20 protein-coding genes are annotated in these 24,212 nt (G+C 70.7%); 10 read left to right on the forward strand and 10 right to left on the reverse strand.

Annotated features, from left to right (window positions below; translation table 11 throughout):
• The first annotated feature begins 112 nt into the window (after positions 1-112).
• Positions 113-571, forward strand: coding sequence for a MarR family winged helix-turn-helix transcriptional regulator (locus AB0E24_RS43360; protein ID WP_359385359.1), 459 nt, complete (start codon positions 113-115; stop codon positions 569-571).
• A 105-nt stretch (positions 572-676) separates the two neighbouring features.
• Here the strand turns inward: AB0E24_RS43360 and AB0E24_RS43365 are convergent, their stop codons facing one another.
• The 5 genes from AB0E24_RS43365 to fae all read right to left on the reverse strand — a co-directional run bounded on the left by AB0E24_RS43365 (position 677) and on the right by fae (position 6,162).
• Positions 677-1,846, reverse strand: a complete 1,170-nt coding sequence (locus tag AB0E24_RS43365; protein ID WP_359385361.1) for an iron-containing alcohol dehydrogenase family protein — start codon at positions 1,844-1,846, stop codon at positions 677-679.
• Between the two features lie 144 nt (positions 1,847-1,990).
• A complete protein-coding gene (locus tag AB0E24_RS43370; protein ID WP_069871662.1) occupies positions 1,991-2,926 on the reverse strand; it encodes an NAD(P)-dependent oxidoreductase in 936 nt (311 codons plus the stop codon).
• Between the two features lie 70 nt (positions 2,927-2,996).
• Positions 2,997-4,517, reverse strand: coding sequence for an aldehyde dehydrogenase (locus AB0E24_RS43375; RefSeq protein ID WP_069871665.1), 1,521 nt, complete (start codon positions 4,515-4,517; stop codon positions 2,997-2,999).
• On the reverse strand, positions 4,514-5,626 hold the full coding sequence (locus AB0E24_RS43380; protein ID WP_069871667.1) for a mandelate racemase/muconate lactonizing enzyme family protein: 1,113 nt from the start codon (positions 5,624-5,626) through the stop codon (positions 4,514-4,516). Before AB0E24_RS43380 ends, AB0E24_RS43375 begins: the two co-directional genes overlap by 4 nt.
• Positions 5,623-6,162, reverse strand: coding sequence for a formaldehyde-activating enzyme (gene fae, locus AB0E24_RS43385; RefSeq protein WP_093699747.1), 540 nt, complete (start codon positions 6,160-6,162; stop codon positions 5,623-5,625). Before fae ends, AB0E24_RS43380 begins: the two co-directional genes overlap by 4 nt.
• Positions 6,163-6,372: 210 nt before the next feature.
• Between fae and AB0E24_RS43390 the strand changes: the two genes are divergently transcribed.
• The 3 genes from AB0E24_RS43390 to AB0E24_RS43400 all read left to right on the forward strand — a co-directional run bounded on the left by AB0E24_RS43390 (position 6,373) and on the right by AB0E24_RS43400 (position 10,256).
• Positions 6,373-7,242 (forward strand): IclR family transcriptional regulator, encoded by an 870-nt coding sequence (locus tag AB0E24_RS43390; protein ID WP_359385365.1) that lies wholly within the window; start codon positions 6,373-6,375, stop codon positions 7,240-7,242.
• A gap of 131 nt (positions 7,243-7,373) precedes the next feature.
• On the forward strand, positions 7,374-8,852 hold the full coding sequence (locus AB0E24_RS43395; protein ID WP_099016148.1) for an NAD-dependent succinate-semialdehyde dehydrogenase: 1,479 nt from the start codon (positions 7,374-7,376) through the stop codon (positions 8,850-8,852).
• Positions 8,853-8,891: 39 nt separating this feature from the next.
• Entirely contained in the window at positions 8,892-10,256 is a 1,365-nt protein-coding gene (locus tag AB0E24_RS43400; protein WP_079153637.1) for an MFS transporter, read from the forward strand.
• Positions 10,257-10,356: 100 nt separating this feature from the next.
• On the opposite strand, the gene AB0E24_RS43405 is transcribed toward AB0E24_RS43400, so the two are convergent.
• Together AB0E24_RS43405 and AB0E24_RS43410 are read right to left on the reverse strand one after the other, a co-directional pair.
• Entirely contained in the window at positions 10,357-11,322 is a 966-nt protein-coding gene (locus tag AB0E24_RS43405) for a GlxA family transcriptional regulator (RefSeq protein ID WP_251772556.1), read from the reverse strand.
• A 32-nt stretch (positions 11,323-11,354) separates the two neighbouring features.
• Positions 11,355-12,002, reverse strand: coding sequence for an HD domain-containing protein (locus AB0E24_RS43410; protein ID WP_093699750.1), 648 nt, complete (start codon positions 12,000-12,002; stop codon positions 11,355-11,357).
• Between the two features lie 242 nt (positions 12,003-12,244).
• On the opposite strand from AB0E24_RS43410, the gene AB0E24_RS43415 reads away from it, so the two are divergent.
• Positions 12,245-13,243: an Lrp/AsnC family transcriptional regulator gene (locus AB0E24_RS43415; RefSeq protein WP_359385368.1), complete on the forward strand. Its 999-nt coding sequence runs from the start codon at positions 12,245-12,247 to the stop codon at positions 13,241-13,243.
• A gap of 147 nt (positions 13,244-13,390) precedes the next feature.
• Here the strand turns inward: AB0E24_RS43415 and speB are convergent, their stop codons facing one another.
• The 3 genes from speB to AB0E24_RS43430 form a co-directional block, all read right to left on the reverse strand.
• A complete protein-coding gene (gene speB / locus AB0E24_RS43420) occupies positions 13,391-14,389 on the reverse strand; it encodes an agmatinase (RefSeq protein WP_069871683.1) in 999 nt (332 codons plus the stop codon).
• Positions 14,390-14,930: 541 nt separating this feature from the next.
• The gene (locus AB0E24_RS43425; RefSeq protein WP_174885799.1) at positions 14,931-17,261 is read right to left on the reverse strand and encodes an FdhF/YdeP family oxidoreductase; all 2,331 of its coding nucleotides are present in this window, start codon (positions 17,259-17,261) and stop codon (positions 14,931-14,933) included.
• 29 nt (positions 17,262-17,290) lie between these two features.
• A complete protein-coding gene (locus AB0E24_RS43430) occupies positions 17,291-17,812 on the reverse strand; it encodes an SRPBCC family protein (protein ID WP_093702779.1) in 522 nt (173 codons plus the stop codon).
• Positions 17,813-18,271: 459 nt separating this feature from the next.
• Between AB0E24_RS43430 and AB0E24_RS43435 the strand changes: the two genes are divergently transcribed.
• Genes AB0E24_RS43435 through AB0E24_RS43455 form a run of 5 tightly spaced genes read left to right on the forward strand, consistent with a single transcriptional unit; the run spans position 18,272 to position 24,123 of the window.
• Positions 18,272-19,231 carry an isochorismate synthase gene (locus tag AB0E24_RS43435; RefSeq protein WP_232636957.1) on the forward strand — a complete coding sequence of 320 codons (960 nt, stop codon included), beginning with the start codon at positions 18,272-18,274 and terminating at the stop codon, positions 19,229-19,231.
• A 17-nt stretch (positions 19,232-19,248) separates the two neighbouring features.
• Positions 19,249-20,697, forward strand: a complete 1,449-nt coding sequence (locus AB0E24_RS43440) for a glycoside hydrolase family 88 protein (protein WP_232636958.1) — start codon at positions 19,249-19,251, stop codon at positions 20,695-20,697.
• Positions 20,697-22,589: a 2-succinyl-5-enolpyruvyl-6-hydroxy-3-cyclohexene-1-carboxylic-acid synthase gene (gene menD / locus AB0E24_RS43445; protein WP_347234996.1), complete on the forward strand. Its 1,893-nt coding sequence runs from the start codon at positions 20,697-20,699 to the stop codon at positions 22,587-22,589. Before AB0E24_RS43440 ends, menD begins: the two co-directional genes overlap by 1 nt.
• Positions 22,586-23,347 (forward strand): enoyl-CoA hydratase/isomerase family protein, encoded by a 762-nt coding sequence (locus AB0E24_RS43450; RefSeq protein WP_359385373.1) that lies wholly within the window; start codon positions 22,586-22,588, stop codon positions 23,345-23,347. The genes menD and AB0E24_RS43450 overlap by 4 nt, the downstream gene beginning before the upstream one ends.
• The gene (locus tag AB0E24_RS43455; protein ID WP_359385375.1) at positions 23,344-24,123 is read left to right on the forward strand and encodes an SDR family oxidoreductase; all 780 of its coding nucleotides are present in this window, start codon (positions 23,344-23,346) and stop codon (positions 24,121-24,123) included. Before AB0E24_RS43450 ends, AB0E24_RS43455 begins: the two co-directional genes overlap by 4 nt.
• The last annotated feature ends 89 nt before the right edge of the window (positions 24,124-24,212 follow it).

Here is a 24,212-nt window from a genome sequence, read left to right on the forward strand (position 1 = left end):
GGAGCCTAATGGGGCTTGACTTGAAGTCGGGTTGAACTTTTACGGTCGATCTCGACGCCAAGCGAGTTCACACGCGTTCAAACGAGTTCAGGCAATAACGGAGGGACCGGTCATGGAGTACTCCCACAGCGACGCCGAACTGCTACGGCAGCCCATCGGCTACTGGAGTTGGGCGGCCTACAAGGCCGTTGTCACTCGCATCCAGTCCACTCTCGCCGAGATCGGCACCACCCAGCCGCAGTGGTGGGTCCTGGCGCAGATCGCGAACGCGGACACCGCCAAAACCCGCGGTGAGGTGTCCCGCCTCCTCCGCAACTATCTGGACTCGGGTGCGGACGTCATGGAGTCGGAGATCGACGCGACCATCGCCCGGGGCTGGATCACCGAGGACGCCGAGGGGCGTCTGGGCATCACGGCGGAGGGCAGGGCGTTCTACGACAAGGCCGCGGCCCTCCAGGGCGAACTGGAGGCGGAACGCCGCGCGGGCATCTCCGACGAGGAGTACCTGACGACCCTGAAGGTGTTGCAGCGGTTCATCCACAACACGGGCGGCCGTGCCTGGCACCACTGAGTGAGTGTTCCGGGCGGCTCGCACCGCCCGGAACACTCACGACACCAGTCCGGAACTGACGACACCAATGCGGTAGCGCGCGGCTGACGGCCGCGGCGCCCGCGATCAGTAGGTGGCGGTGAGGATGTCGAGGACCTGGGTGTGATCGGGCGGCAGCGGATTGTTCTTCGTCACCGCGTCCGCCACCGCCCCGGTGGCGATCGAGGGCAGCATGTCCCGATCCGCGCCGAGCGTCCTCAGCGGGCGCTTCACATCGACGGTGCCCGCGAGCTCGCGCACCCCTTCGACGGCCGTCCGCGCCCAGTCCCCGTCGGCGGGCGGCGCGAGGCGCATGGCGCGTGCCACTTGCTCATAGGCGTCCCGCGCGGCGGGGGCGTTGAACTCCATCACCTCCTCGAGGACGGCGGCCAGGGCGACGCCGTGCGGGGTGCCGGTGTGCGCGGTCAGCGCGTGGCCGATGCCGTGGACCAGCCCGAGCCCGGAGAGGGTGAGAGCCTGGCCCGCGAGGTGGGCTCCCAGCATCAGCTCGGCGCGGGCGTCCAGGTCCGAGCCGTCGGCGTAGGCGGCGGGCAGGGCACGGCTGACCATGGCCACGGCCTGTGTGGCGTAGGCGGTGGACACCGGGTTGGCGCCGCGCGAGGCGAGTGACTCGACGCCGTGTACGAGGGCGTCGATGCCGGTGGCGGCGGTGGCGGGGGCGGGCAGGCCCAGGGTGAGCTCCGGGTCGAGCAGCGCGATGCGCGGCTTCACCGAGGGGTGGCCGAGGTACACCTTGCGGCAGGCGGTGGTGTCCTCGATGACCCCGAAGCCGTTGGTTTCGGCGCCGGTGCCGGAGGTGGTGGGGATCGCCACGAGCGGTAGCCCGTCGGCCGCCTCCCAGAGGTCGTCGGCGTCGGCGGCCGTGGCGTCGGGGTTGCCGACCAGCAGGGCGATGCCCTTCGCCGCGTCGAGTACGGAGCCACCGCCGAGGGCCACGACCGCGGCGGTGCCGAACGCACGGGCGCGTGCGGCACCCGCGTCCACGTTGGCCGTGGAGGGGTTGGGCGCCACTTCGTCATGGACGGCGTACTCCAGCCCGGCGGCGTCGAGGACCTTGAGGACCGGACCGAGGACACCCGCGGCGCGCAGTCCGCGGTCGGTGACGACGAAGGCGCGATGGTGGCCGGTCGCCGCGATCAGTGCGGGCAGTTGGCCGATCCGACCGGGGCCGAACTCGATACGGCAGGTGGGGTCGATGCTCAGCGGTGTGGGACCGCCGGGCCCGGATGAGGTCATGGGGTGCGGCTCCTGGCGTGGTGGTGGAGGGGTGGCGTGCGCTCGTGCTCGGACCGCGGGAGTCGTGTCTTCCCGGACGGCGAGCGTCGTGTCCGCTCGGACCTTGAGAGTCGCGTCCGCTCGGACGGCGAGTGTCGCGTCGGCTCAGACCGCGAGTGTCGCGTCCGCCGGCTCGATGGCCGGGTTGGGCAGCCGGAACTCCTGCCCGACGAGGGCCTCGTAGAGGCGGACGGGGCTCATCTCACCGGCGAGCTCGCCGTGCTGGGCCTTCGAGCGGCGGTAGATCTGCTCGACGAGGGCGGACAGCTCGGTGGACACGCCCAGATCACGGCCGAGGTCGACGGCGAGTCCCAGATCCTTGCAGGCGAGCGCCATGGCGAAGGAGTCGTCGTAGTCACCGTCCGCGAGGACCGACATGAGGTCCTGCTCGATGAAGGAGGAGCTGGCCGGGCTCGCGAGCAGCGAGTTGCGCAGTGTCCCGAGGTCCACGCCCGCCTTGACGCCCATGGCGAGCACCTCGGAGGTGGCCACCAGGTGGCTGAACCACAGCAGGTTGAGCATGAGCTTGACGGTGTAGCCCGCGCCGACCGGCCCGACGTGCAGAATCCGGTCCGGATCGCCCATGGCTTCGAGGGCGGGCAGGGCGATGCGGAAGTCATCGTCCGCGCCACCGACGAAGATCTGTAGTGCTCCGGCCTCGGCGCCCCGCGCCATGCCGCTGACCGGTGCGTCGATCCGGCGCACCCCGCGGCCGTCGAGCACATCGGCGGCGACGCGGTCCGCGGCCGCCGGGGTCGAGGTCGACATGTCCACCCACAGGGCCCCGGGTGGCAGCGCCTCTGCCGCGCCTCCGCGCAGCAGTACGTCCTCGACGATGCGCGGGGTGGGGAGCATGGTGATCAGCAGCTCCGCGCCCTCGGCGCAGTCCGCGGGGGAATCGGCCCAGCGGGCGCCGAGCGCCAGGTGCTCGGCGGCGGCCTCCGGCCGGGTGTCGTGCACGGTGACCAGGTGGCCCGCGTGGATGAGATGGCGGGCCATGTGGCGTCCCATGTTGCCCAGGCCGATGAAACCGATCCTCATGGTTGTCCTCGCAGTGATGAGAAGAGAAAAGGAGGGAGGGGTACGGGCGGGTCCATGAACCGGGTCCGGTTCAGGCCAGGTTGATCCAGGTGGTCTTCAGCGCGGTGTACGCGTCCAGAGCGTGCAGGGACTTGTCACGGCCCGCGCCGGTGGCCTTGAAGCCACCGAAGGGGGTGATGACATCACTGGCGTCGAAGGTGTTGATCCAGACCGTCCCGGCCCGCAGCCGCTTGGCGGCGCGGTGGGCGGCGGTCACATCGCGTGTCCAGACGGAGGCGACGAGCCCGTAGTCGGTCTCGTTGGCCAGCCGTATCCCCTCGTCGGCGTCGCCGTCGTAGGACACGATGGCCAGCACCGGGCCGAAGATCTCCTGCTGGGCCACGGCGGAGGTGTTCACCACCCCGTCCAGGACGGTCGGCTCGACATAGCTGCCGCCCGTCTCGCCGAGGGCGCGGCCACCGCCGAACGCCACCCTCGCCCCGTCCTCCACACCACGTTCGACATAGGCGAGGACCGTGGTCAGCTGGTTCTCGTCGACCAGGGGGCCCATGACGGTGGCCGGGTCGAGCGGGTCGCCCACCCGGAAGGTCTCCGCGGTGATCCGGCGCAGGGCGTCCAGGAGCCGGTCCTTGACGGAGGCGTGGACTACGACGCGGGAACCGGCGTTGCAGGTCTGCCCGGCGTTGTAGAAGATGCCCCAGGCCACGGCAGACGCGGCGGCCTCGATATCGGCGTCGGGCAGCACGAGCTGGGGTGACTTGCCACCCGCCTCGACCGCCACCTGCTTGCCGTTGGACTCGCCCGCGTACACCTGGAAGAGCCGGGCCACCTTCACCGAGCCCGTGAAGGCGATCTTGTCGACCTCCGGGTGGCGGCCCAGGGCCTGACCGGCGACCTCGCCACGTCCGGGTACGACGTTGAACACCCCGTCGGGCAGTCCCGCCTCGGTGGCGAGCGCGGCCAGCCGCAGGGCGGCCAGGGAGGTCTGCTCGGCGGGTTTGAGCACGACGCTGTTGCCGGTGGCCAGCGCCGGGCCCAGCTTCCAACTGGCGATCAGCAGCGCGTAGTTCCACGGGATGACCGCGCCGATGACACCCAGCGGCTCCCGGGTGATCAGGGCCAGCGCGTCCTTGGGGGTCGGTGCCACCTCGTCGTAGGTCTTGTCGATGGCCTCGGCGTACCAGGCGATGGTCTCGGCGGCCTTGTCCACGTCGATCCGCACCGACTCGGTGATGGGCTTGCCCATCTCCAGGGTGTCGAGGAGGGCCAACTCCTCGGCGTTCGCCCGGATCAGATCGGCCCAGCGCAGCAGGACACGCTTGCGCTCCTTGGGCGGGAGGTCGCGCCAGCGTCCGTCCTCGAAGGCGTCGCGCGCGCCGCGCACGGCACGGTCCACGTCCTCCGCGCCGGCCGCCTGCACCTTGGCGAGCACCGCACCGTCGCGCGGCGACACGCTGGTGAAGGTGTCGCCCGAGAGGGCGTCGGTGAAGTGGCCGTCGATGAACGGCCGGGTCTCGAAGGTGAGTGCCCCGGCCGCGGCCAGCCACTGGTCGTGTGAACGGGAGAGCAGGGCGTCGATGCCGTGCGTCATGTGATCCTCCACCGGTCGATCGCGTCTTCGTCCAGCTCGATTCCGAGCCCCGGCCTCGTGGGTACCTCGAGGTCGCCGTCGCCGTTCACCCGCACCGGGTCGGCGAGCATGAAGTCCCGGCGCTCCGGGGTCCACCCCGGCGGGTCGTAGGGGAACTCGAAGAACGGGCCGCCGCCGACCCCCGCCGACACATGCAGATTGGCGAGTACGCCGATGCCGTTGGTCCAGCTGTGCGGGGTGAAGTGGCGGTGCTTGAGCTGTGCCACTTCCGCCAGGGTGCGGGCGCGGTGCATGCCGACCGCGAGCACCACGTCCATCTGGTAGATGTCGAGGGCGTCCGCTTCGAGGTAGCGCAGCAGCTCGGTGGGGGAGTGGTGCATCTCGCCGGCGGCGATGCGCACCCCGGGGTTCTCGGCCCGCAGACGCTTGAAGCCCGCCACATCGCAGTAGGGCAGCGGCTCCTCGACCCAGAACACGTCCAGCTCGGCCAGGCGCGCGACGGTCCTGCGGGTCCGGGCGAGGTCGGTGGCGGCCGCGGTGTCGCCCGCCATGCGCCACGACTGGTTCAGGTCCACCATGATCTCGAAGTCGGCGCCCAGTTCCTCGCGTACGGCGCGGACCGCGGCGATCCCCTCGTCCACCCGGTCGCGGTCGATGCGTATCTTCATCGCCCGGAAGCCCGCCTCGCGCACCTTCAGCGCGGTGGCGACGCGCTCCTCGGGCGACTTGAGCTCACCGCAGGAGGCGTAGGCCGGCAGCCTCTTGGCCGCGTTGCCGAACAGCTCCGCCACCGGGCGGCCGTGGACCTTGCCGATGATGTCCCACAGCGCCGCCTCCAGCGGCCAGTAGTGGGCGCCGTGGAAGTTGGCGGTCTCGATGGCCCTGACGTGGCGGGTGATGTCGAGCGGGTCCTCACCGACGAACAGGTGCTTATAGGTCTCGAAGCCGTCCATCAGATCACCGGAGCCGATACCGGTGATCCCCTCGTCGGTGTGGACGCGGACGACCGTCGCGTCGAAGTGGCGCCGCGGCTCGGGGTCCCAGGCGGCCAGGAACGGCGGATCCAGCTCCAGGCGCAGCCGGTCCAGGGTGATGTCCGTGATCTTCATCGGGTGAGCACCTCGGAGGTGGCGGTGTAGAACGGGTTGGCCGGGCCTTCCTCGGCGGCCGCGAGGACATCGGCCACGGTCGGGGTGGCGTTCACCGCGGCCCGCAGCGCCTGGTACGCGGCGGTGCGCTGGTTGCGGAAGGACACGTCCAGGTCGTCCACCGCCGGGTTCACCCAGATCGCGGCGATGATCAGCAGATCGTCGGCCTCCTCGGCGGGCAGCAGACCGTCCTTGACCGCGTCCGTGACGCCCTGCGCCAGACCGGCCTGGGCGGAGCCCCAGGTGGCGCGCGAATGCAGCTCACCCTCCGCGGCGGCCTTCGTCACGAACAGCGTCAGCGGCTTCACCGGCACCGAGGGCCGCACGATGGTCAGGAACGGGACGTGTCCGGCGCTGGGCGTGGCCAGCGCCGTGGCCCACGCCGTCTCAACGGGTCCGCCCTTGCGTCCGATCACGACGTTGGTGTGCGCGGCGTTGACACCCTCCCCGGCGAAGAACTCGCCGATGAGGGCGGTCGGGGCAAAAGGCGATGGCATGGGATCTCCTGGATCTCCGGTAGCGGGGAATCGGCGGACCAGGGGATGAACCTCGCATTCACCGCAGTTCATCCGGTCCGATGCGGCGAATCTAGATCCGCCACCACCCCCTCGCAAGGCGCCCGCGCGAATCGAAATGCCGGTTGCTCTCGCGACAACTCAGCGGCTGACCTGGGGGTTCCCCAAGGCGCCTTTAGGATGGCGCGCGTGATGAACCTCCCCCCTCGCGGCGCCGACGATCCCGAGGACCCGGCCGATCCACACGGCGCGGACCTGCCCGCCGCATCCTCCGGCCCCGAAGACGCCGCCGCCCGGCGCGGCCACGGGCTGCGGCGTGACATCGACCTGCTGGAAGCGCTCGCCTCCGATGAGGCCCAGAACGCCGGCGGGATCGGCGTGGTGCGCCTGGCGCAGCTGGTGGGCCGGGAGAAGACCCAGGTCTCGCGGGCCCTCAAGGCCCTGGCCGCCTCGGGGATCGTGGAACGGGACCCCGACACCCTGGAGTACCGCCTGGGCTGGCGGCTCTACTCGCTCGTCGCCCGCACCTCGCAGAACCGGCTGGTGCGCATGGCGGAGCCGGTGATGCACGCGCTCTCGTCGGACGTGGAGGAGACCAGCCATCTGTGCGTCCTGAGCGACCGCGAGGTCCTCACCCTGCTCTCGGTCTCCGGACACTCCTTCCGCGTCCACGGCTGGGAGGGGCGCGGAGTGCCCGCGTGGCAGACCTCGGCCGGGCGGGTGCTGCTGGCCGACGCCACCCCCGATGAGCTGTACGTCCGCTTCGGCACCGCCTCGGCACCGCCGATTCCGGAGCTGTGGGCACTGATCCAGCAGGCTTCGCGACAGGGGTACGCGAGGGTGAGCGAGGAGTTCGAGGCAGGTCTGGTCGGGGTCTCCGCACCCGTGCGCGACTTCCGGGGACGTGTTGTGGCGGCGATCAACATCTCGGCGCCCAAGTCCCGGCTCGGCGACCGGCTTGACCAGGCGGGCCGCACCACGGCCAAGGCGGCGGCCCGCGTCTCCGCGCTGCTGGGCTGGGAGCCGCGGCACACCCCGGCCCCCAGGGCACGGCTCACCTGAACCCCCGGTGAGTTGCCCTGACAGCAACCACCATTGCGATCCGAGAAGCGGCCTTGTCGGCCCTATGACGTGCTCGTAAATTCACCGCGAACCGAACCAGCTCTCGTTCGGAACGGAGAAAAGAGCAGCTCATGAACCTCCCCGGCATAGAAACCCTCGTCAAGGCGCCGTTCGCCGAAGGTGATGTGTTCATCGCCGGCCGCTGGTGCGCGGCCGAGGACGGACGGACGTTTCCGGTGCACGACCCGGCCACCGCGGAGTTGATCCGCGAGGTGTCCGCGGCGGGCCCGGGCGACGCCATGGCGGCGGTCGACGCGGCCCGGGCGGCCGCCGCCGGATGGCGGTCGACACCGCCACGCCGTCGCTCGGAGATCCTGCACACGGCGTTCGCGCTGATGCGCGAGAACACCGAGACGCTCGCCCGCCTGATCGTCCTGGAAAACGGCAAGGCGTACCGGGACGCGGTGGCCGAGGTCGGTTACGCGGCGGAGTTCTTCCGCTGGTTCGCCGAGGAGGCGGTACGGATCGGCTCCTCGTTCGGCGACGCACCGGCTGGCGGCTTCCGGCATGTCGTACGCAGGCATCCGGTGGGCGTCACCGCCTTCGTCACACCGTGGAACTTCCCGGCCGCGATGGCCACCCGGAAGATCGCCCCCGCGCTCGCCGCCGGCTGCCCGGTGCTCCTCAAACCGGCCCCGGACACCCCGCTCACCGCCCTCGCGATCGCCGCCCTGCTGAGCGAGGCGGGCCTGCCCGACGGGCTGCTGAACGTCCTGCCGACCGACCGCGCGCCCGAGGTGGTCTCCGCCTGGCTCCGCGACGAGCGGGTCCGCAAGTTCTCCTTCACCGGCTCCACCGCCACCGGCCGGAAACTCCTGGAGCAGGCGGCGTCGAACGTCGTCAACGTGACCATGGAACTGGGCGGCAACGCCCCCTTCATCGTCTGCGAGGACGCCGATGTCGACGCCGCGGTGCGCGGTGCGATGGACGCCAAGATGCGGGGCGGTGGCGAGGTGTGCATCGCCGCCAACCGGTTCTACGTCCATCGGTCCGTCGCCGCCGAGTTCACCGAGAAGTTCGCGGCGGCCATGACCGCGGTACGCGCCGGAGCGGGTCTGGAGGAGGGCGTCACCCTCGGCCCCATGGTCAACCGCACCGCTGTGGAATCCATCCGCTCCCTGGTCGACGACGCGATCGAACGCGGTGCGAAGGTCGCCGCCCGGGGCGAGGTGCCCGAAGGCCCCGGCCACTACCACCCGGCCACCGTCCTGGTGGACGTCCCCGAGGACGCCCGGATCATGAACGAGGAGGTCTTCGGGCCGGTGGCGCCCCTGGCCACCTTCGCCGACGAGGACGAGTTGGTGGCCCGCGCCAATGACACGGTGCACGGCCTCGCCTCCTACATCTACTCGCGCGACGTGGGCCGGGCCCTGCGCATCGCCGAACGCCTGGAAACCGGCATGGTCGGCCTCAACCGGGGCCTGCTGTCCGACCCGGCGGCGCCCTTCGGCGGCGTCAAGCAGTCGGGTCTGGGCCGGGAGGGCGGCCGCGAGGGCATCGAGGCGTTCCTGGAGACGCAGTACATCGCCCTCGACTGGCCCACCGACTGACTCCGGCGTTCCCCTCCTCCTCCCAGTAAGGAACCGCACATGGCAACGACGCCTGTGACCGAGCACAACGAGCCCAGCACACCGCCGGGCGCACCCGCCACCGAACGTGAACGGAAGCGGCTGCACACCAAGCTGAAGCTGGCCACCCAGATAGGCCAGGGAATCGACGGCTACATCATCGGCGGCATCGGGCTGGCGATGAGCGACATCACCGACGACCTCCATCTGTCCTCCGTGGCGCAGGGGCTGGTCGGCGCCGCACCGCTCATCGGCATCTTCCTCGGCGGACCGCTCTTCGGACGGCTGGCCGACCGGTTCGGACGCCGCCCGGTGTTCCTCATCGACATGATGATCTTCCTGGTCGGCTCGGTGCTCCAGTTCTTCGTCGCGGACGGCACACAGCTCGTCATCATCCGGCTGGTGATGGGTGTGGCGATCGGCGGCGAGTACGCGATCGGCGCCCCGCTGCTGTCGGAGTACGCGGGCCGTCGTGGCCGTGGGCGGCTGCTGGCGAGCCTGGAGATCAGCTGGTACCTGGGGTATGCCCTGGCCACCGTCGTGGGGGCGATGTTCACCTCCGTCGACGGCGGTTGGCGCTGGTCCCTGGCGAGCAGTGCGGTGATCGCGCTGGTGTGTGTGGCCCTGCGCGGCGGCATCCCGGAGTCCGCGCGCTGGCTGCTGAGCAGGGGGCGGCGGGACGAGGCGGAAGCGCTGATCGCGAAGTACGGCATCGAGGTGGATGTCACCGCGGAACTCGACGACCGCGACGAGGTGCGGCAGGACGGGTTCCGCGCCCTCTTCAGCAAGCAGCATCTGCGTTCCACGGTGTTCGCCAGCGTCTTCTGGGCCGCCCTCGTACTGCCCTACTTCGCCATCGGCACCTTCTGGACCGAGGTCTTCGAGGCCCTGAACATGGGGGACAACGCCGTCGCGGCGCTGCTCGTCTACTCCTTCACCGCCGTGGCCGGTGTCACCGCGGGATGCCTCGTCGTGGACCGGATCGGCCGCCGCAAGCTGCTGATCCCGCCGTTCTGGATCACGGCCGTATGCCTGGCGCTGGTGGCGGTGTGGCCGTCCTCCACCCCCGTCATCGTGATCGGCTTCCTGTTCTTCATCTTCCTCAACGCCGCCTCCAGCGCGCTGACCTCGGTGTATCCACTGGAGGTGTTCCCCACGTCGCTGCGCACCACGGGCGTGGGGTTCGCCACGGCCATGAGCCGGGTGGGCGCCGCGATCGGCACGTTCCTGTTGCCGATGGGGCTCGACCACTACGGGGCGGAGTTCGTGCTCCTGATCGGCGCCGGAGTGCTGGTGGTCGGCGGTGTCGTATCGCAGTTCCTGGCGCCGGAGACCACCGACCTGGACCTGGCCCGGGCGGCACGAACGGCCCGCGAGGGGGCCTAGCCGAGGTGGGGCGGTGGCCGTGGCCGGTTTCCCCGGACCACGGGGCACTGTCTCTCCGCTGTATCCGAAGCGGGTGGCCGCCCGGCCGCGCCGCCGCCACCTATCCCGCCGTGAGGTGCGGCGCGCCGAGGGTGCTGCGGAAACGGGCGCGGTAGACCGTCGGTGAGACCCCGAGGGTGTGCTGGAAGACCCGGCGCAGCGACTCCGAGGAGCCGAACCCGGCCTGTTGTGCCACCTCCTCGACCGTGCCGGTGCCGTCCGCGAGAAGTGCCTGCGCGGCCTCCACCCGGACGGATTCGACATAGCGGCCGGGGGTGAGGCCGACCTCGGTACGGAACAGCCGCTCCAGGTGACGGACGCTCACACCGCCCGAGGCGGCCAGCGTGGCCAGTGTGTGGCACCCCGCGGGGTCCGCGGTGACGCGGTCCATCACCCGGCGCACCGCCGGATGCCGTGGCTGGCGCGGGGCCAGCCGTGCGCTGAACTGCGCCTGCCCGCCCGGACGGGCCATGAAGACCACCAGCTGTCTGGCCACGTTGCGCGCCACGTCCGCTCCCCAGTCCTCCTCGACCAGCGACAGCGAAAGGTCGATTCCGGCGGTGATGCCGGCCGATGTGGCCACATGGCCGTCCCGGACGAATACGGGGTTGCCGTCCACCCGCACCCGGGGGTAGGCGGTGGCCAGCTGTGACGCCAGTTCCCAGTGGGTGGCGGCCCGGCGGCCGTCCAGGATCCCGGCCTCGGCCAGTACGAAGGCTCCCGCGCATACGGACGCCACGCGCTGCGCCCGTGTCGACAGGCGGGTCACCTGCCCGATCAGATGGGTGTCGGCCACCGCCGAGCGCCAGTCCCGCTTTCCCGGGACCAGCAGCGTGCCCAGACGTGGCGGCACCGCGTCCGGTGTGCCATCGGCGCCGATCACGAGCCCCGAGGAGGTGGTGACGGTGTCACCGGCGAGGGAGACCACCCGCACGTCGTAGTCGGCACCGTAGTGGTTGGCCGTGGTGAAGACCTCCACGGGGCCGGTGACATCCAGCAGCTGCACCCCGTCGAACGCCACGATCACGACGGTGTGTCCGCCACGGGATGCCCGCCGCGCTATTCCGCCCATCGGGAATCCAGGATCGTCCGGACGAAGTCGCCCCGCTCGAAGCCGGGGACGAAGTGCTCCAGCACATCCGCCTTGACGTTGCCGAACGTCGTCCGCGGCTTGGGGCGGACGCCATCGGTGAACGCCTGGAGAATCCTGCGCTTGAAGTCGGGGCGCGGGTGCAGCGCCACGATCGCCTCCCGGTCCTCGGCGGAGAGATCCTCGTATCCGATGCCGAGCACGTCGTACTCGACACCGGCCGTCACCAGCGCCACCTCCGGTTCCATGAACTCCGGCACGCCGGGAGTGGTGTGCAGGGCGATCGCCGTCCACACCCGGCGGATGCTGTCCTCGGGCACACCATGGGCCTGGAGGAACCGCTTCGCCTCGTAAGCGCTGTCCACCTCGAAACGGCGGCCGCTGCCGTGGAATTCCTCGTTCAGGCCCACGTCGTGGAACATCGCCCCCAGGTACAGCAGCTCCGGATCGAAGCTCAGGTCGCGCCCGCGGCCCTGGAGGCTGCCGAAGAAGTACACGCGACGCGAATGGTGATAGATGAGCTCGTCCGTGGTGTCCCGGATCAGCTCCGTCGCCTCGCGCGCCAGTGCCGTCGCCGGCACCTTCACACCTGCCGCGATCTCAAGGTCAGTCGTCATGTGTCCGCTCTCCGTGTCCGTAGCAGTGGGCCCTTCGGGGCGCTGTCCACAGCCTCGCGCGGCGGCCGGTCCGCTGCCATGACGATAGCGCCCCGTATCCCACGGATAGCGACAGAAAACGCCGGTGATCAGCCGCGTCGGCCGGCTCCGGGCGGACCGGGCCCCACGACTGCGAAGACCCGGCATATCCAGGTCAGTGGATAGACTCGAGCCGGGGAAAGAGGAACACCGAGGGCCTTCTCATGCAGAAAGTACGCCACGACCTCGATGCCACGGACCGGCGGATCACGGCCGTTCTGCTGGCGTCGCCCAGGGCCTCCTGGCGGCGGGTCGCCGAGGTGCTGGGTGTCTCGGAGCGCACCGTCGTGCGGCGTGCCGCCCCGCTGTTCCACGATCGCACCCTGCGGGCGACGGCCGTGCGCAATCCCGCCCGCTTTCCCCACCTCATCCCCACGGTGCTGCGCATCCGCTGCCGCCCCAACCGGATCGCCACGATCGCCACCGGTCTCGCACGGCGCCCGGACACCATCTGGGTCGACATCCTGGGCGGAGGGGACGAGATCTGTGTCGTGCTCTTCGTGAACGGACGCGACGCACGTAACAAGCTGCTGTTGCACGATCTGCCCGCGACCGCCGCCGTACGGTCCTGGACCTCCTACGACCTGCTGAAAGTCTTCCCCGTGGGATTCGCCTGGAGCGCGGGTGTGCTGAGCCGGGAGGAGTCCGGGCAGCTGTGGCCGAGCGTCGATGCCCCGGCCGGTACCTTCACCCCGCTCCCGGACGATGAGGCGCTGATCGATGTGCTGGTCGAGGACTCCCGGATGACCTATGGAGAGCTCGCCCGGCGCACGGGCAGGACCCCGCGGTCCGTACGGCACCGGCTGGACGCTCTGGTGGAGGGACATGTGGTCCGGCTGGCCACCGAAGTGGATCTGTCCCTGCTGGGCGTGCACGCCGAGGCGCTGCTGTGGATCACCGCGGATCCGGGGGCGCTGGAGGAGACCGGGCAGCTCCTCAGCCGGCATCCGCAAGTGCGTTTCACCGCCGCCACCACGGGCTCGAGCAGTCTGCTGGTGGCGGTGGCCGCCACCGACCTGAGCGCGCTGTACACCTTCCTGACCGCCACGGTGGGGGCGTTGCCGCATATCTCCGGCCTCGAGGTGACACCGATTCTCGCCGGGGTCAAGCGCACCGGTCTGGTGCGTCCGGCCTCGATTCCCACGCCTCGGTGGCCGTCCTGACGCCCGTGGGGCCGGCGCCGCGAAGGTCACCCGCCGATCGGTACGGGAAGGGCGGCGCCGTCCCCTTGCCCCGGGCCACGGACCGTGCCCAGGTCCGTGGCCACAAAGCGGGCTGATCAGCGGGAAGTGCGACGCGAGGGCGGTGCGTTACGACGGTTCGTGTGCCTTCACCCAGCGGAAGAAGACGATCTGCCGGGACATGAGGGTGATCAGTTCGTACGCGATATGCGAGGCGGCCACACAGGTGATCTCGGCGTGGTCGTACGCCGGGGCGACCTCGACCACATCGGCGGAGACCACATGGCAGTCGGAGAGCCCGCGCACGATCTCCAGCAGTTCTCGTGAGGTGAGGCCGCCCGCCTCGGGGGTGCCGGTGCCGGGGGCGTGTGCGGGATCCAGGACGTCGACGTCCACGGATATGTAGAGCGGCCGGGTGCCGATGCGCTCCTTGAGCTGCCGCACCACATCGTCCACCCCGCGCCGCATCACATCGGCCGCGGTGACGATCCCGAAGCCCAGCTTGGTGTCCTCGTCCAGGTCCTCCTTGCAGTACAGCGAGCCGCGGGTGCCGACGTGTGAGAGCGCGGAGGTGTCGAGGAGGCCCTCCTCGGCCGCGCGGCGGAAGGGTGTTCCGTGGGTGTACTGGGCCCCGAAGTGGGTGTCCCAGGTGTCCAGGTGCGCGTCGAAGTGCAGCAGCGCCACCGGGCCGTGCCGACGGGCCACCGAGCGCAGGATCGGGAGCGCGATGGTGTGGTCGCCGCCCAGTGTCATCAGCCGCGCGCCCGTGGACAGCAGGGCGTCCGTGCCCGCCTCGACGCTCTGGACCGCCTGGTCGATGTCGTGCGGATTGGCGGTGATGTCCCCGGCGTCCGCGACCTGGACGTAGTGGAACGGGTATGCGTCCTGGGCCGGGTTGTAGGGGCGCAGCTGGCGCGATGCCTCGCGGATGGCGTTCGCGCCGAAGCGCGCGCCCGGCCGGTAGGAGACACCGGCGTCGAACGGCACTCCGACCACGGCGATGTCCGCCGTGTCGACCTGGTCCAGGCGCGGGACGCGGCCGAAGGTCGCCGGGCCCGTGAAGTGCAGGGTGGTCTCGGTTTCCTGGGGTGGGACGGGCCTGGCCGGGCCGGGAGGGTTCGCGGTCATGGTCGGTGCTGAGTCCTTCATCTGTGGGGGGAGTGCCGGCCTGTGGGGAGGCCGTGTTCCGGGGTCGATCAGACAGCCCGTCGGTTAACGGGGAAGGGCGCTCGCCTGGCTCTTCGCCCTCGCTTCGCGCCGGTTTCGGTGTACGAGGCACGGTTTTCGTGCCCATGACACGTGGTTGGCCGGAAGCCGGCCGTGTGGTCCCGGTTTCCCGGATCCGGGAAACCGTTCCATGAAACCCTTGGTCGGCGGGGTTTCAGCGGCACGCCACCTGGTGGTGGCGGTGGCGTCTTCGACGGCCGCTCACTGTACGCCGTCCGTTCCGCGGGCGTGGGAAGCGTGGCCGACCACTGCTGACGAGACACTTGATGCCGTCCGGCCATCACTCATGTGTCACATCCTCGCGGTCCCTCGTCCCACCGGCGGCCCACCTGCCTCGCGGCAGGACGCGGGCGGCTGGGCAACCGCCAGTCTCCGCCGATGCCTTGGTCGTGCGCCGATGCCTTGGTCGTGTCCGATCGTAGAACCAGGGGCCGAAGCTCGCTCACCCGCCCTCCGGTGAAGGTCGGGAACGGTGACGTTCCGCGGTGCCATGGGCCTCCAGGCGGACTACGATCCCCTTCGACGTCGGCTGGTTGCTGATCTCGGCCACGCTGTCGAGCGGCACCAGGACGTTGGTCTCCGGGTAGTACGTGGCGGCGCAGCCGCGTGTGGTGGGATACGGGACCACCTCGAAGTCCTCCGCGCGGCGCTCCACCTCGTCGGTCCACACACTCACCAGGTCGACCAACTGTCCCTCGCTCAGCCCGAGTTCGGTCATGTCCGCCGGATTGACCAGAACCACCCTGCGCCGTCCGTGGATGCCCCGATAGCGATCGTTGTCCGTGTACGGGATGGTGTTCCACTGGTCGTGCGAGCGCAGGGTCTGGAGCAGCAGATGTCCCTCGGGGGTGCGCGGCATGTCCCAGGCGTTGCGGGTGAACAGGCCCTTGCCGGCGGGAGTGGCGAAGACCCCCTCGTTGACCGGGTTGGGCAGTCTGATGCCACCGGGGCGGGCCACTCGCCGGTTGAAGTCGTGGAAGCCCGGGACGATCCGGGAGATGTGGTGGCGGATCGCCCCGTAGTCGGCCTCGAACCGGTCCCAGGGGATACCGGTCCTGCCGCCGAGGGTGTGGCGTGCGAGCCGGCACAGGATGGCGACCTCGCTGAGCAGCAGATTGGAGGCCGGTTTCAGGCGCCCGTAGGAGGTGTGCACCTCGCTCATCGAGTTCTCCACGGTGATGAACTGCTCGCCACTGGCCTGGATGTCCCGTTCGGTACGGCCCAGGGTCGGCAGGATGAGCGCGGTCCGCCCGCAGACCAGATGGGATCTGTTCAGCTTGGTGGAGATATGGGCGGTGAGGCGGCATCGCCGCATGGCCTCCTCGGTGACCGCGCTGTCCGGAGCGGCCCGGACGAAGTTGCCCGCGAGCGAGAGGAAGACCCTGATACGGCCCTCGCGCATGGCCCTGATCGCGTTCACCGAGTCCAGTCCGTGGGCGCGCGGCGGATCGAAGCCGAACTCGTCCCGCAGCGCGTCCAGGAAGGAGTCCGGCATCTGCTCCCAGATGCCCATCGTGCGGTCGCCCTGCACATTGCTGTGCCCGCGCACCGGGCAGGCGCCGGTGCCGGCTCTGCCGAGGTTTCCGCGCAGCATCAGGAAGTTCACGATCTCCCTGATGGTGGGCACGGCGTGCCGGTGCTGTGTCACCCCCATGGCCCAGCAGACGATGATGCGCTCGCTGCCCAGGACGCCGTCCCGGACCTCCTCGATCTCCTGTCGGGTCAGTCCGGTGGCGGTCAGGACGTCGTCCCAGGAGATGGTGCGGATGTGCCGGGAGAACTCCTCGAAGCCGCTGGTGCTGGAGCGGATGAAGTCGTGGTCGAGCACGGTGCCCGGCCGTGCGTCCTCCGCCTCCAGCAGCAGCCGGTTCAGGGCCTGGAACAGCGCGAGGTCGCCACCGCCGCGGATATGGAGGAATCGGTCGGCGATGCGGGTGCCGGGCCCGATCACCCCGCGGACCCGCTGCGGGTTCTTGAACCGCAGCAGCCCGGCTTCCGGCAGAGTGTTCACCGCGATGATGTGGCCGCCGTTGATCTTCGCCTGCTCGAGCGCGGAGAGCTGCCTGGGATGGTTGGTTCCGGGGTTCTGGCCCACCAGGAAGATCAGGTCGGCCTGGTGCATATCGTCCAGGCTCACCGTGCCCTTGCCCGTGCCCAAGGTCTCGTGCAGCGCGAAGCCACTGGACTCATGGCACATATTGCTGCAATCGGGCAGGTTGTTGGTGCCGAAGGCCCTGGCGAAGAGCTGGAGGACGAAGGCGGACTCGTTGCCGGCCCGGCCCGAGGTGTAGAAGACCGCCTCGTCGGGGGAGTCCAGCGACGTCAACTCCGCGGCGAGCAGGCCCAGGGCGTCATGCCAGCTGATCGGCTCGTAGTGGTCCGAGTCCGGTCGCTTGACCATGGGTTCGGTGAGCCGGCCCTGCTGGTTCAGCCACAGGTCGGAACGGCGGCCGAGCTCGGAGACCGTATGGGTGCGGAAGAAGTCGGCGGTGACGCGCCGCGCCGTCGCCTCGTCGTTGATGTGCTTGGCGCCGTTCTCGCAGTATTCGTTGCGGTGTCTGTGGCCGGGGGCGGGGTCGGCCCAGGCGCAGCCGGGACAGTCGATGCCGGCCACCTGGTTCATGGTCAGCAGTGTGGTCGCGGTGCGCCGGGCCGTGGTCTCCTCCAGGGAGTACTCCAGCGCATGGGTCACCGCGGGCACTCCCGCCGCCCATTTCCTGGGCGACGTGGCGGAGAGCCGCACCTCCGGCTCGTGTCTCGGCGCCTTCTTCATCGGGTGTGCCTCGCTCTCTCGGACGCGGGTCAGCCCACGGGCCAGCGGGCCACCCGGCTTCTCGGCGGTTCCGGCTCCGTCGGCCTCACATGTCCGTTGTGGATGGACCCCCGCCAGGCCCCGCTCTCCTGGCCCAGGCCCTCGATGAACTCCTTGAAGCGCCCGAGTTCGTTGCGGACCACGCGGCGCATGACGGCGGAGGAGGGGCCTGTGAGGAGGGCCGCGGCTCGGTGCCGCTGGACCTCCATACGCACGGTGACCCGGGTGCGGTCCGCCGCCGTGGGGTGGAATGAGACCTCACCCCGGTGGGCGGGGCGCCGCTGAAGGCTCTGCCACGCCACGCAGGAGTCGGGGTGCTGCCGCACGATCTCCGTCCGGAAGGTGCGGCGCACCGGGCCGCATCCGATGACCCAGTGGGTGATCGCGGGCCTGACCTGCTCGACCTCCTTCACCGTGGACATGAACCGGGGAAAGCTCTTGAACTGGGTCCATTGGTTGTAGGCGGTGCGTACCGGGACCGCGACCTCGATCGTCTCCTCGATGGTGTCCATGGCCCACCTGTCTTCAGACGTGACCTCAGTGTCACCGCCCGACCGGCAGGCCGCCATATGGATCTTCGACGCCCTGGATGTGAATCCGCGATCAACGGCCACCTCGGCGTGACGATCGCTGACGCCCTCGGCGGGCGATCGTTCACGCGCGGTGCCCCGTACGTGTCCATCAAGTGGACTCCTGCATTGGTCGGATCTTGACGCATTTACCCGTCAATGCGAGGCTGTTGGAACGCTTTACGTAAATGATCATATCTCTACCAGAACGGACGGGGGCGTTCCGTGGTGGCACGTTCGCAAGAAATGGTCGATGACGCGATCGATCGTCTGGATAATCGCCGATTATTCTTTTCCGGACCGGACCGCACACTCCTCGGAATTGAGCCCGTCAAATACCATTTGGTGGATTCCGAGAAGGACATAGCCCAAGCGCTGGCGGCCGGCGGGGGAATCGGGTTCGTGGCCTTTCCGTTTCAGCGCCATGAGCCCATCCGGCTCGCGGTTCCCGCCCGGACACTGAGCCTCAGCCAGGAGGAGACGGCCGACCACCGTCGCCTCCTGGCCTCGGTCCCGAGCCCGTCCGCGAAGAGCGGTGAACCCGGCACCTACGCTCTGCGGCCCAGCGAATCGCCCGAGCAGTGGTGCGGCAGCGTCGCCGACGCGGCGCGCGCCGTGCGCCGCGGCGAGCTGCGCAAGGCGGTCCTCGCCCGGCGCATCCAGATGGAGTGCGACGCCGACATCCAGCCGTCCGTGGTGCTGCGGCGGCTGGCCCACACCTTCCCCTCCGCCTATCTGTTCTCCGCCTTCGGCCTGGTGGGAGCCAGTCCGGAGCTGTTGCTGGCCAAGCGCGGGCGGATGGTGGAGTCACGCGCCCTGGCCGGCACCATCCGCCGCGGCGGGGACGCCGAGTCCGACCGGCGGCTCGCCGCCTGGCTCCAGGAGTCCGGTAAGAACCAGGAGGAGCACCGGGTTCTGCGCGAGGCGGTGCTGGACGCCCTGGCGCCCAGCACCACCTGGATCGAGGCCAATGAGCGGCCCGAGATGCTCAAACTGGCGAACGTCCAGCATCTGATGACCCGGGTCCGGGCCGAGCTCGTGGCAGACCATCCCTCGTTTCTGCGACTGGCGGCCATGCTCCATCCGACCCCCGCGGTCTGCGGCTGGCCCCGCGACAAGGCGTACGAAGTGATCGAGCGCCTGGAGGGATGGGACAGAGGGCTTTACGGAGGGGCGCTCGGCTGGGTGGACGCGAAGGGCGACGGCTGTCTCTGCGTGACCATTCGCTGCGCCGAGATTCACGGCAAAAACGCCACCATGTACGTCGGGAACGGCATAGTCGCGGATTCCGACCCGAAAGAGGAACTGGCCGAGACCCGTGCGAAGCTGGGCGCCATTCTGCCGGCGCTCATAGCGCCCTGAACATGCGAGGGATCATCATGGCAATCGCACACCATGTTCCCGCGAGCACTGTGGATGCGCCGAGCGTTCCCTTCCCGCCGGACCGGCGCACACCGCTGACATGGTCGACCGCTCCCATCGCCGGCTCCGGCGGCCACCCGCCCACGGTGCTGGAATGGCACTCCGCGGTACCCGCCGCCCCGGGACGGCTCCGGCTCTTCGTCGCCTGCGACGTACGGGACGTCCGTCGTGTCGAGGCCGCCTCGGCACGTACCGGTCGGCCGCTCGGCTCCTTCGACATCCGCTACGCCGACTGCCACCAGCCCTACGACCTGCCGCTGGACGGCGACGCGGTACGGGCCGTGGCGGACGAGGGCGTACGGCTCACGCTCGCATCCGACCCGGCGACCGAGCCGTTGTGGATCTTCTCCGGCCCGGACGCCCCCGTCGAGCGCCGCCCGGCGCTGCTGCTGGACGCCGAGGACCCGTCGGCTCCGGCCGCCGCGCTCCACCACCACCTCACCAGCATCGCCAGTGTGCAGCCCTTCGGATGGATGGAGGGATGTGTGCTGGACGCGCTGTACGACCTGCACACCACCTTCCCCGCCGACACCCGTGCGGAGACGGCGCTACGAGACCATCTCGCCGTCTATGTCCACGGCATCCGGCTGCGCTACGAGGATCCGCGCAGCCGCCCCGCGAACGACCGGGTGTACGGGATCGAGGCCACACTCCCGTTCGCGGTGGTCGCCAAGCGGGACCCGCGGCACCCCACGCTCCGGCTGGCCATCGACTCCTGGGACGCCCGGACCGACCCCCATGGATGCGTCAAGGACGCCCCGACCACGGCCGAGGGCTGCTACACCGTGGCCTACCCCATGGCCGTCCTCGCGCAGGCCACCGGGGACGCCCGGTTACGCGAGGCGGCCATCCGCCAGCTCCGGGTCCGCCGCAGGCGGCTGACATGGGATGACGACCTCTATCTGAGGCTGCTGCCCGACGGCAGCCGTATCTACCGCAACTGGGCCCGCGCCTACGCCTGGTATCTGCTCGGCCTGGTGCGCACCCTGTCCGAGCTCGGCGACCAGCCGGACACCGACGACCTGTGGGACGAGGCCGCGAGGGCCGCCCGGCTGGCGCTCTCCCGGCGCAACGCCGCCGGCATCTGGGACTGCTACCTCGGTGAGCCCGCCACCGCCGCGGAGACCTGCGGGTCCGCCGGTATCGCCGCGGCCCTGGCGCTGGGCGTGGAGCGCGGCCGCTTCGCCGCCGATCGCGAGGGCGCGGTGGCGCAGGAGGCGTGGGAGGTGTTGTGCGACCGGCTGACATCTGACGGCTGGCTCGACGGCTCCTCCCCGTCGAACAAGGGCGGCGAGGAGTTACAGCGCAGCGGCTACCGCATGCTCTCCGGTGTCGGCTCAGGGCTGCTGGGCCAGCTCGGCGCGGCGCTGGTGCGCATCGGTGCGGTGAAGGATTGGACACGCTGATGGCGGGCCGTGAATCCATGGACGGACACACAACTGCCACCGGCACCGAGGAGAACCCTCGAGCGGCCGGTGACACCGAAGGGGCCGCCGAGGTGGCCATCGACACCGGAGGGGCTGCCGAGGTGGCCATCGACACCGAAGGGGCCGCCCAGGCCGCCATCGACACCGAGGGAGGCGCCCAGGCGGCCTTCGCCGCCACCCTCGTCGACGAATGGGTCCGGGCGGGGCTGAGCGAGGCCGTCATCGCGCCCGGCTCCCGCTCCACCCCACTCGCGCTCGCCCTCGCCGAGGACGGGCGGCTGCGGCTGCACATACGCCTCGACGAGCGCGCGGCGGGCTTCCTCGCCCTGGGGCTGAGCCGTGCCACCGGCCGTGCCACCGTCGTGGTCACCACCAGCGGCACGGCCTCGGCCGAGCTCCATCCGGCGGTCGCCGAGGCCGATCTGGCGGGAGTGCCGATGGTGGTGTGCACCGCCGACCGCCCGCCGGAGTTACAGGGCGTGGGCGCCCCGCAGACCATGAACCAGACGGGCCTGTACGGATCCGCGGCGCGCTGGACCATGGCCGTGGCGGTTCCCGAGCGGAGCCAGGACGGTATGTGGCGCTCTCTGGCCGCCCGCTCCGTGGCGGAGGCCGAGGCCGGACCGTCCGGCCCCGGCCCCGTCCACCTCAACCTGGCCTTCCGCGACCCCTTGGTCGCACGGCCCGGCCCCATGCCGCCCGGTCGGTCGGACGGACGGCCCTGGCACCACGTCAGCCGTCCCGTCCTGGGCGCCACTCCGGCCGATGTGGCCGCCGTCGCGGGCGGGCCAGGACGGGGTGTCCTGGTGGTGGGCGCGGGTGCGGGTGATCCGGACGCCGTGCACGAGGCCGCCACGGCGCTGGGCTGGCCGGTGCTGGCCGATCCGCGCTCCGGCGCACGTACCCCGGGCCCCGCCACCGTGGCGGCGGCCGACGCCATCCTGCGCGACCCGCACGCCCATGACCGGCTGCGCCCCGAGGTGGTCGTGCACCTGGGGGAGCGCTGGACCTCACGGGCACTGGCCGACTGGCTGCGGCAGCCCGGTGTCCGGCATGTGCTCGTCGACCCGGACTGGCGGTGGCGGGACCCGGACCGACTGGCCGCCACGGTGCTGCGCACCGATCCCACGGCCCTGTGCCGCGCCGTGGCCGAGACGGTGGCGGAGCCCCTGGCCGGGCCGGAGTGGCGCACCACGTGGACATCGGCCGAAGCCGCGGCGCAGGCGGCCGTGGCCACCGCCTTGGCCGGCCGAGGCGAACTCACCGAACCACGAGTGGCCCGTACGCTCTTCGACGCCCTGCCCTCCGAGGCGACCCTGGTGGTCGGGTCCTCGATGCCCATACGGGACCTGGAGTGGTTCGCCGCGACGCGCCACCGTCCCCCCGCCGTGCTCGCCAACCGCGGCGTCAACGGAATCGACGGCACGATCGCCACCGCGCTCGGCGTGGCCGCGGGCCGGGGCCCGGTGGCCGTACTGCTGGGCGATCTGTCCTTCCTCCACGACGCCGGCGCGCTGCTGGGCGCCGCCGAGTCATCGGAAGTGAGCTGCACGCTCGTGGTGGTGGACAATCACGGCGGTGGGATCTTCTCGTTCCTGCCACAGGCGTCACGTCTCCCGGCGGACACCTTCGAGCTGCTCTTCGGCACCCCGCAGGCCGCCGATGTGTCCACCGTCGCCGCGGCCTACGGAGCGCGTGTCGTCCGCGCCGCCGACGAGGGAGAGCTGCGCGCCGCGCTGAAGGAGCAGGTGGGCTCCCCTGGCGTGTCGATGATCCATCTGCGTACCGACCGCGCGGCCAATGTCGCGGTGCACGACCGGACCCACCGGACCGTGGCCCGCGCCCTCGCCGAGCTGTGGGCACTCCGGTGATCGACGTCGAACGGGACCGCGCCACCGGAGTGGCACAGCTGCGGATCGTCCGCCCACAGGCCCGCAACGCGCTGAGCACTGAGGCGGCCGTGCGGTTGCTTCGGGCAGTGGAACACACGCTGGCCGACGACGCCGTACGTGTGCTCGTCCTCAGCGGCAGCGGACCGGACTTCTGCGTCGGTGCCGACCGCGGCGAGGAGTTGGGGAACGAGGGACTCGCGGGTCGGCTGCGGGCCTTCGCGCGGTTGCAGCGCATGGTGGCGGCCGCGCCCAAGGCGACCGTGGCCGCGATCGAGGGACGCTGCGTCGCCGCCGGTGCGGAGCTGGCCGCCGCCTGCGACATCCGGGTGGGGGCCGACGACTCGGTGTACCGCTTCCCGGGCTCCAGCATGGGCGTCCCCATCGGGGCGGCCAAACTCATCGGACTGGTCGGCCTGGGCGCCGCCAAGGATCTCCTTCTGACCTCCCGCTGGGTGACGGCACAGGACGCCTACCGGCTCGGGCTGTTGCAGCGGCTGGTACCACCGGGCCGGGCGTGCGCCGAGGCCACCGCGTGCGCCACCGAGATCTCCGCCAACGACCCGAGCACGACCGCGCTGCTCAAAAGCCAGCTCCAGCGCTTCTCCGGGGTGCTGGAACGGATCGACGCCGAGCTGCTGGCCGCGGAGTCCTTCCCGGGCACGGGGCGGGAATCGGCGCGAGGGGCGGACCGCGAAACGGAGCGAGGGACGGACCGGGAAACGGAGCGAGGAGCATGAGGCTGACCGGCATAGCCGAGATCACGGCCCTGGTCACCGGCGCGGCAGGAGCCATCGGCGCCGCCACCGCCCGCCAACTTGCCGCCGAGGGCGCGATCGTGGCCGTGGCCGACATCGACGAGGACAGGGCGCGCACCGTGGCCGGCCACCTGGGCCCCGCGGCACATCCCGTGCGCCTCGACGTCACCGACTCCGGCGATGTGGAACGGGCCGTACGGGACGTGGAGGACCGGCTCGGCCCGATCGGCATCCTGGTCAACGCCGCCGGGGTGCTCGGCCGCACCGCCCCGCTGACCGAGCAGGAGGACGCCGAGTGGGAGCGGGTGTTCGGCGTCAACGTCCGGGGTACCTTCAACTGCGTCCGCGCGGTGGGCCGGCGGATGGCGCGACGCGGACGCGGCTGCGTCATCACCGTGGCGTCGAACAGCGCCGGGATCGTCAAGTACGACCAGGGGCTGTACGGGGCGTCGAAGGCGGCGGCCCAGTACCTCACCAACTGCGCCGGACTGGAACTCGCGGAGCACGGTGTGCGATCCGTCGTGGTGGCGCCGGGCACGACCGAATCCCCGATGTCCCGCAGCAACGCACATCTGCCCGGCCGGAGACAGGCGCTGCTGCACGGAGACCCGGCACGCCATCGGGTGGGCATCCCACGCGGCACTCTGGCCGAACCCGAGGACATCGCCTCCGTCATCGGCTTTCTGGCCTCCGACCAGGCGGCCCATATGACGATCACCACCGTGACGGTGGACGGCGGCTCCGCCCTCAGGCCCTAGGGTCTGTCGTCAAAGGGGGCGCCCGGCCGCGAGCAGGGGGCACCTCCCAGCGGTAGCTGGGGGAGTCTGGTGCGGTCGATCGCAAGGCG

This window comes from Streptomyces malaysiensis subsp. malaysiensis, assembly GCF_040653035.1.
In the GTDB taxonomy this organism is placed as follows: Bacteria; Actinomycetota; Actinomycetes; order Streptomycetales; family Streptomycetaceae; genus Streptomyces; species Streptomyces malaysiensis.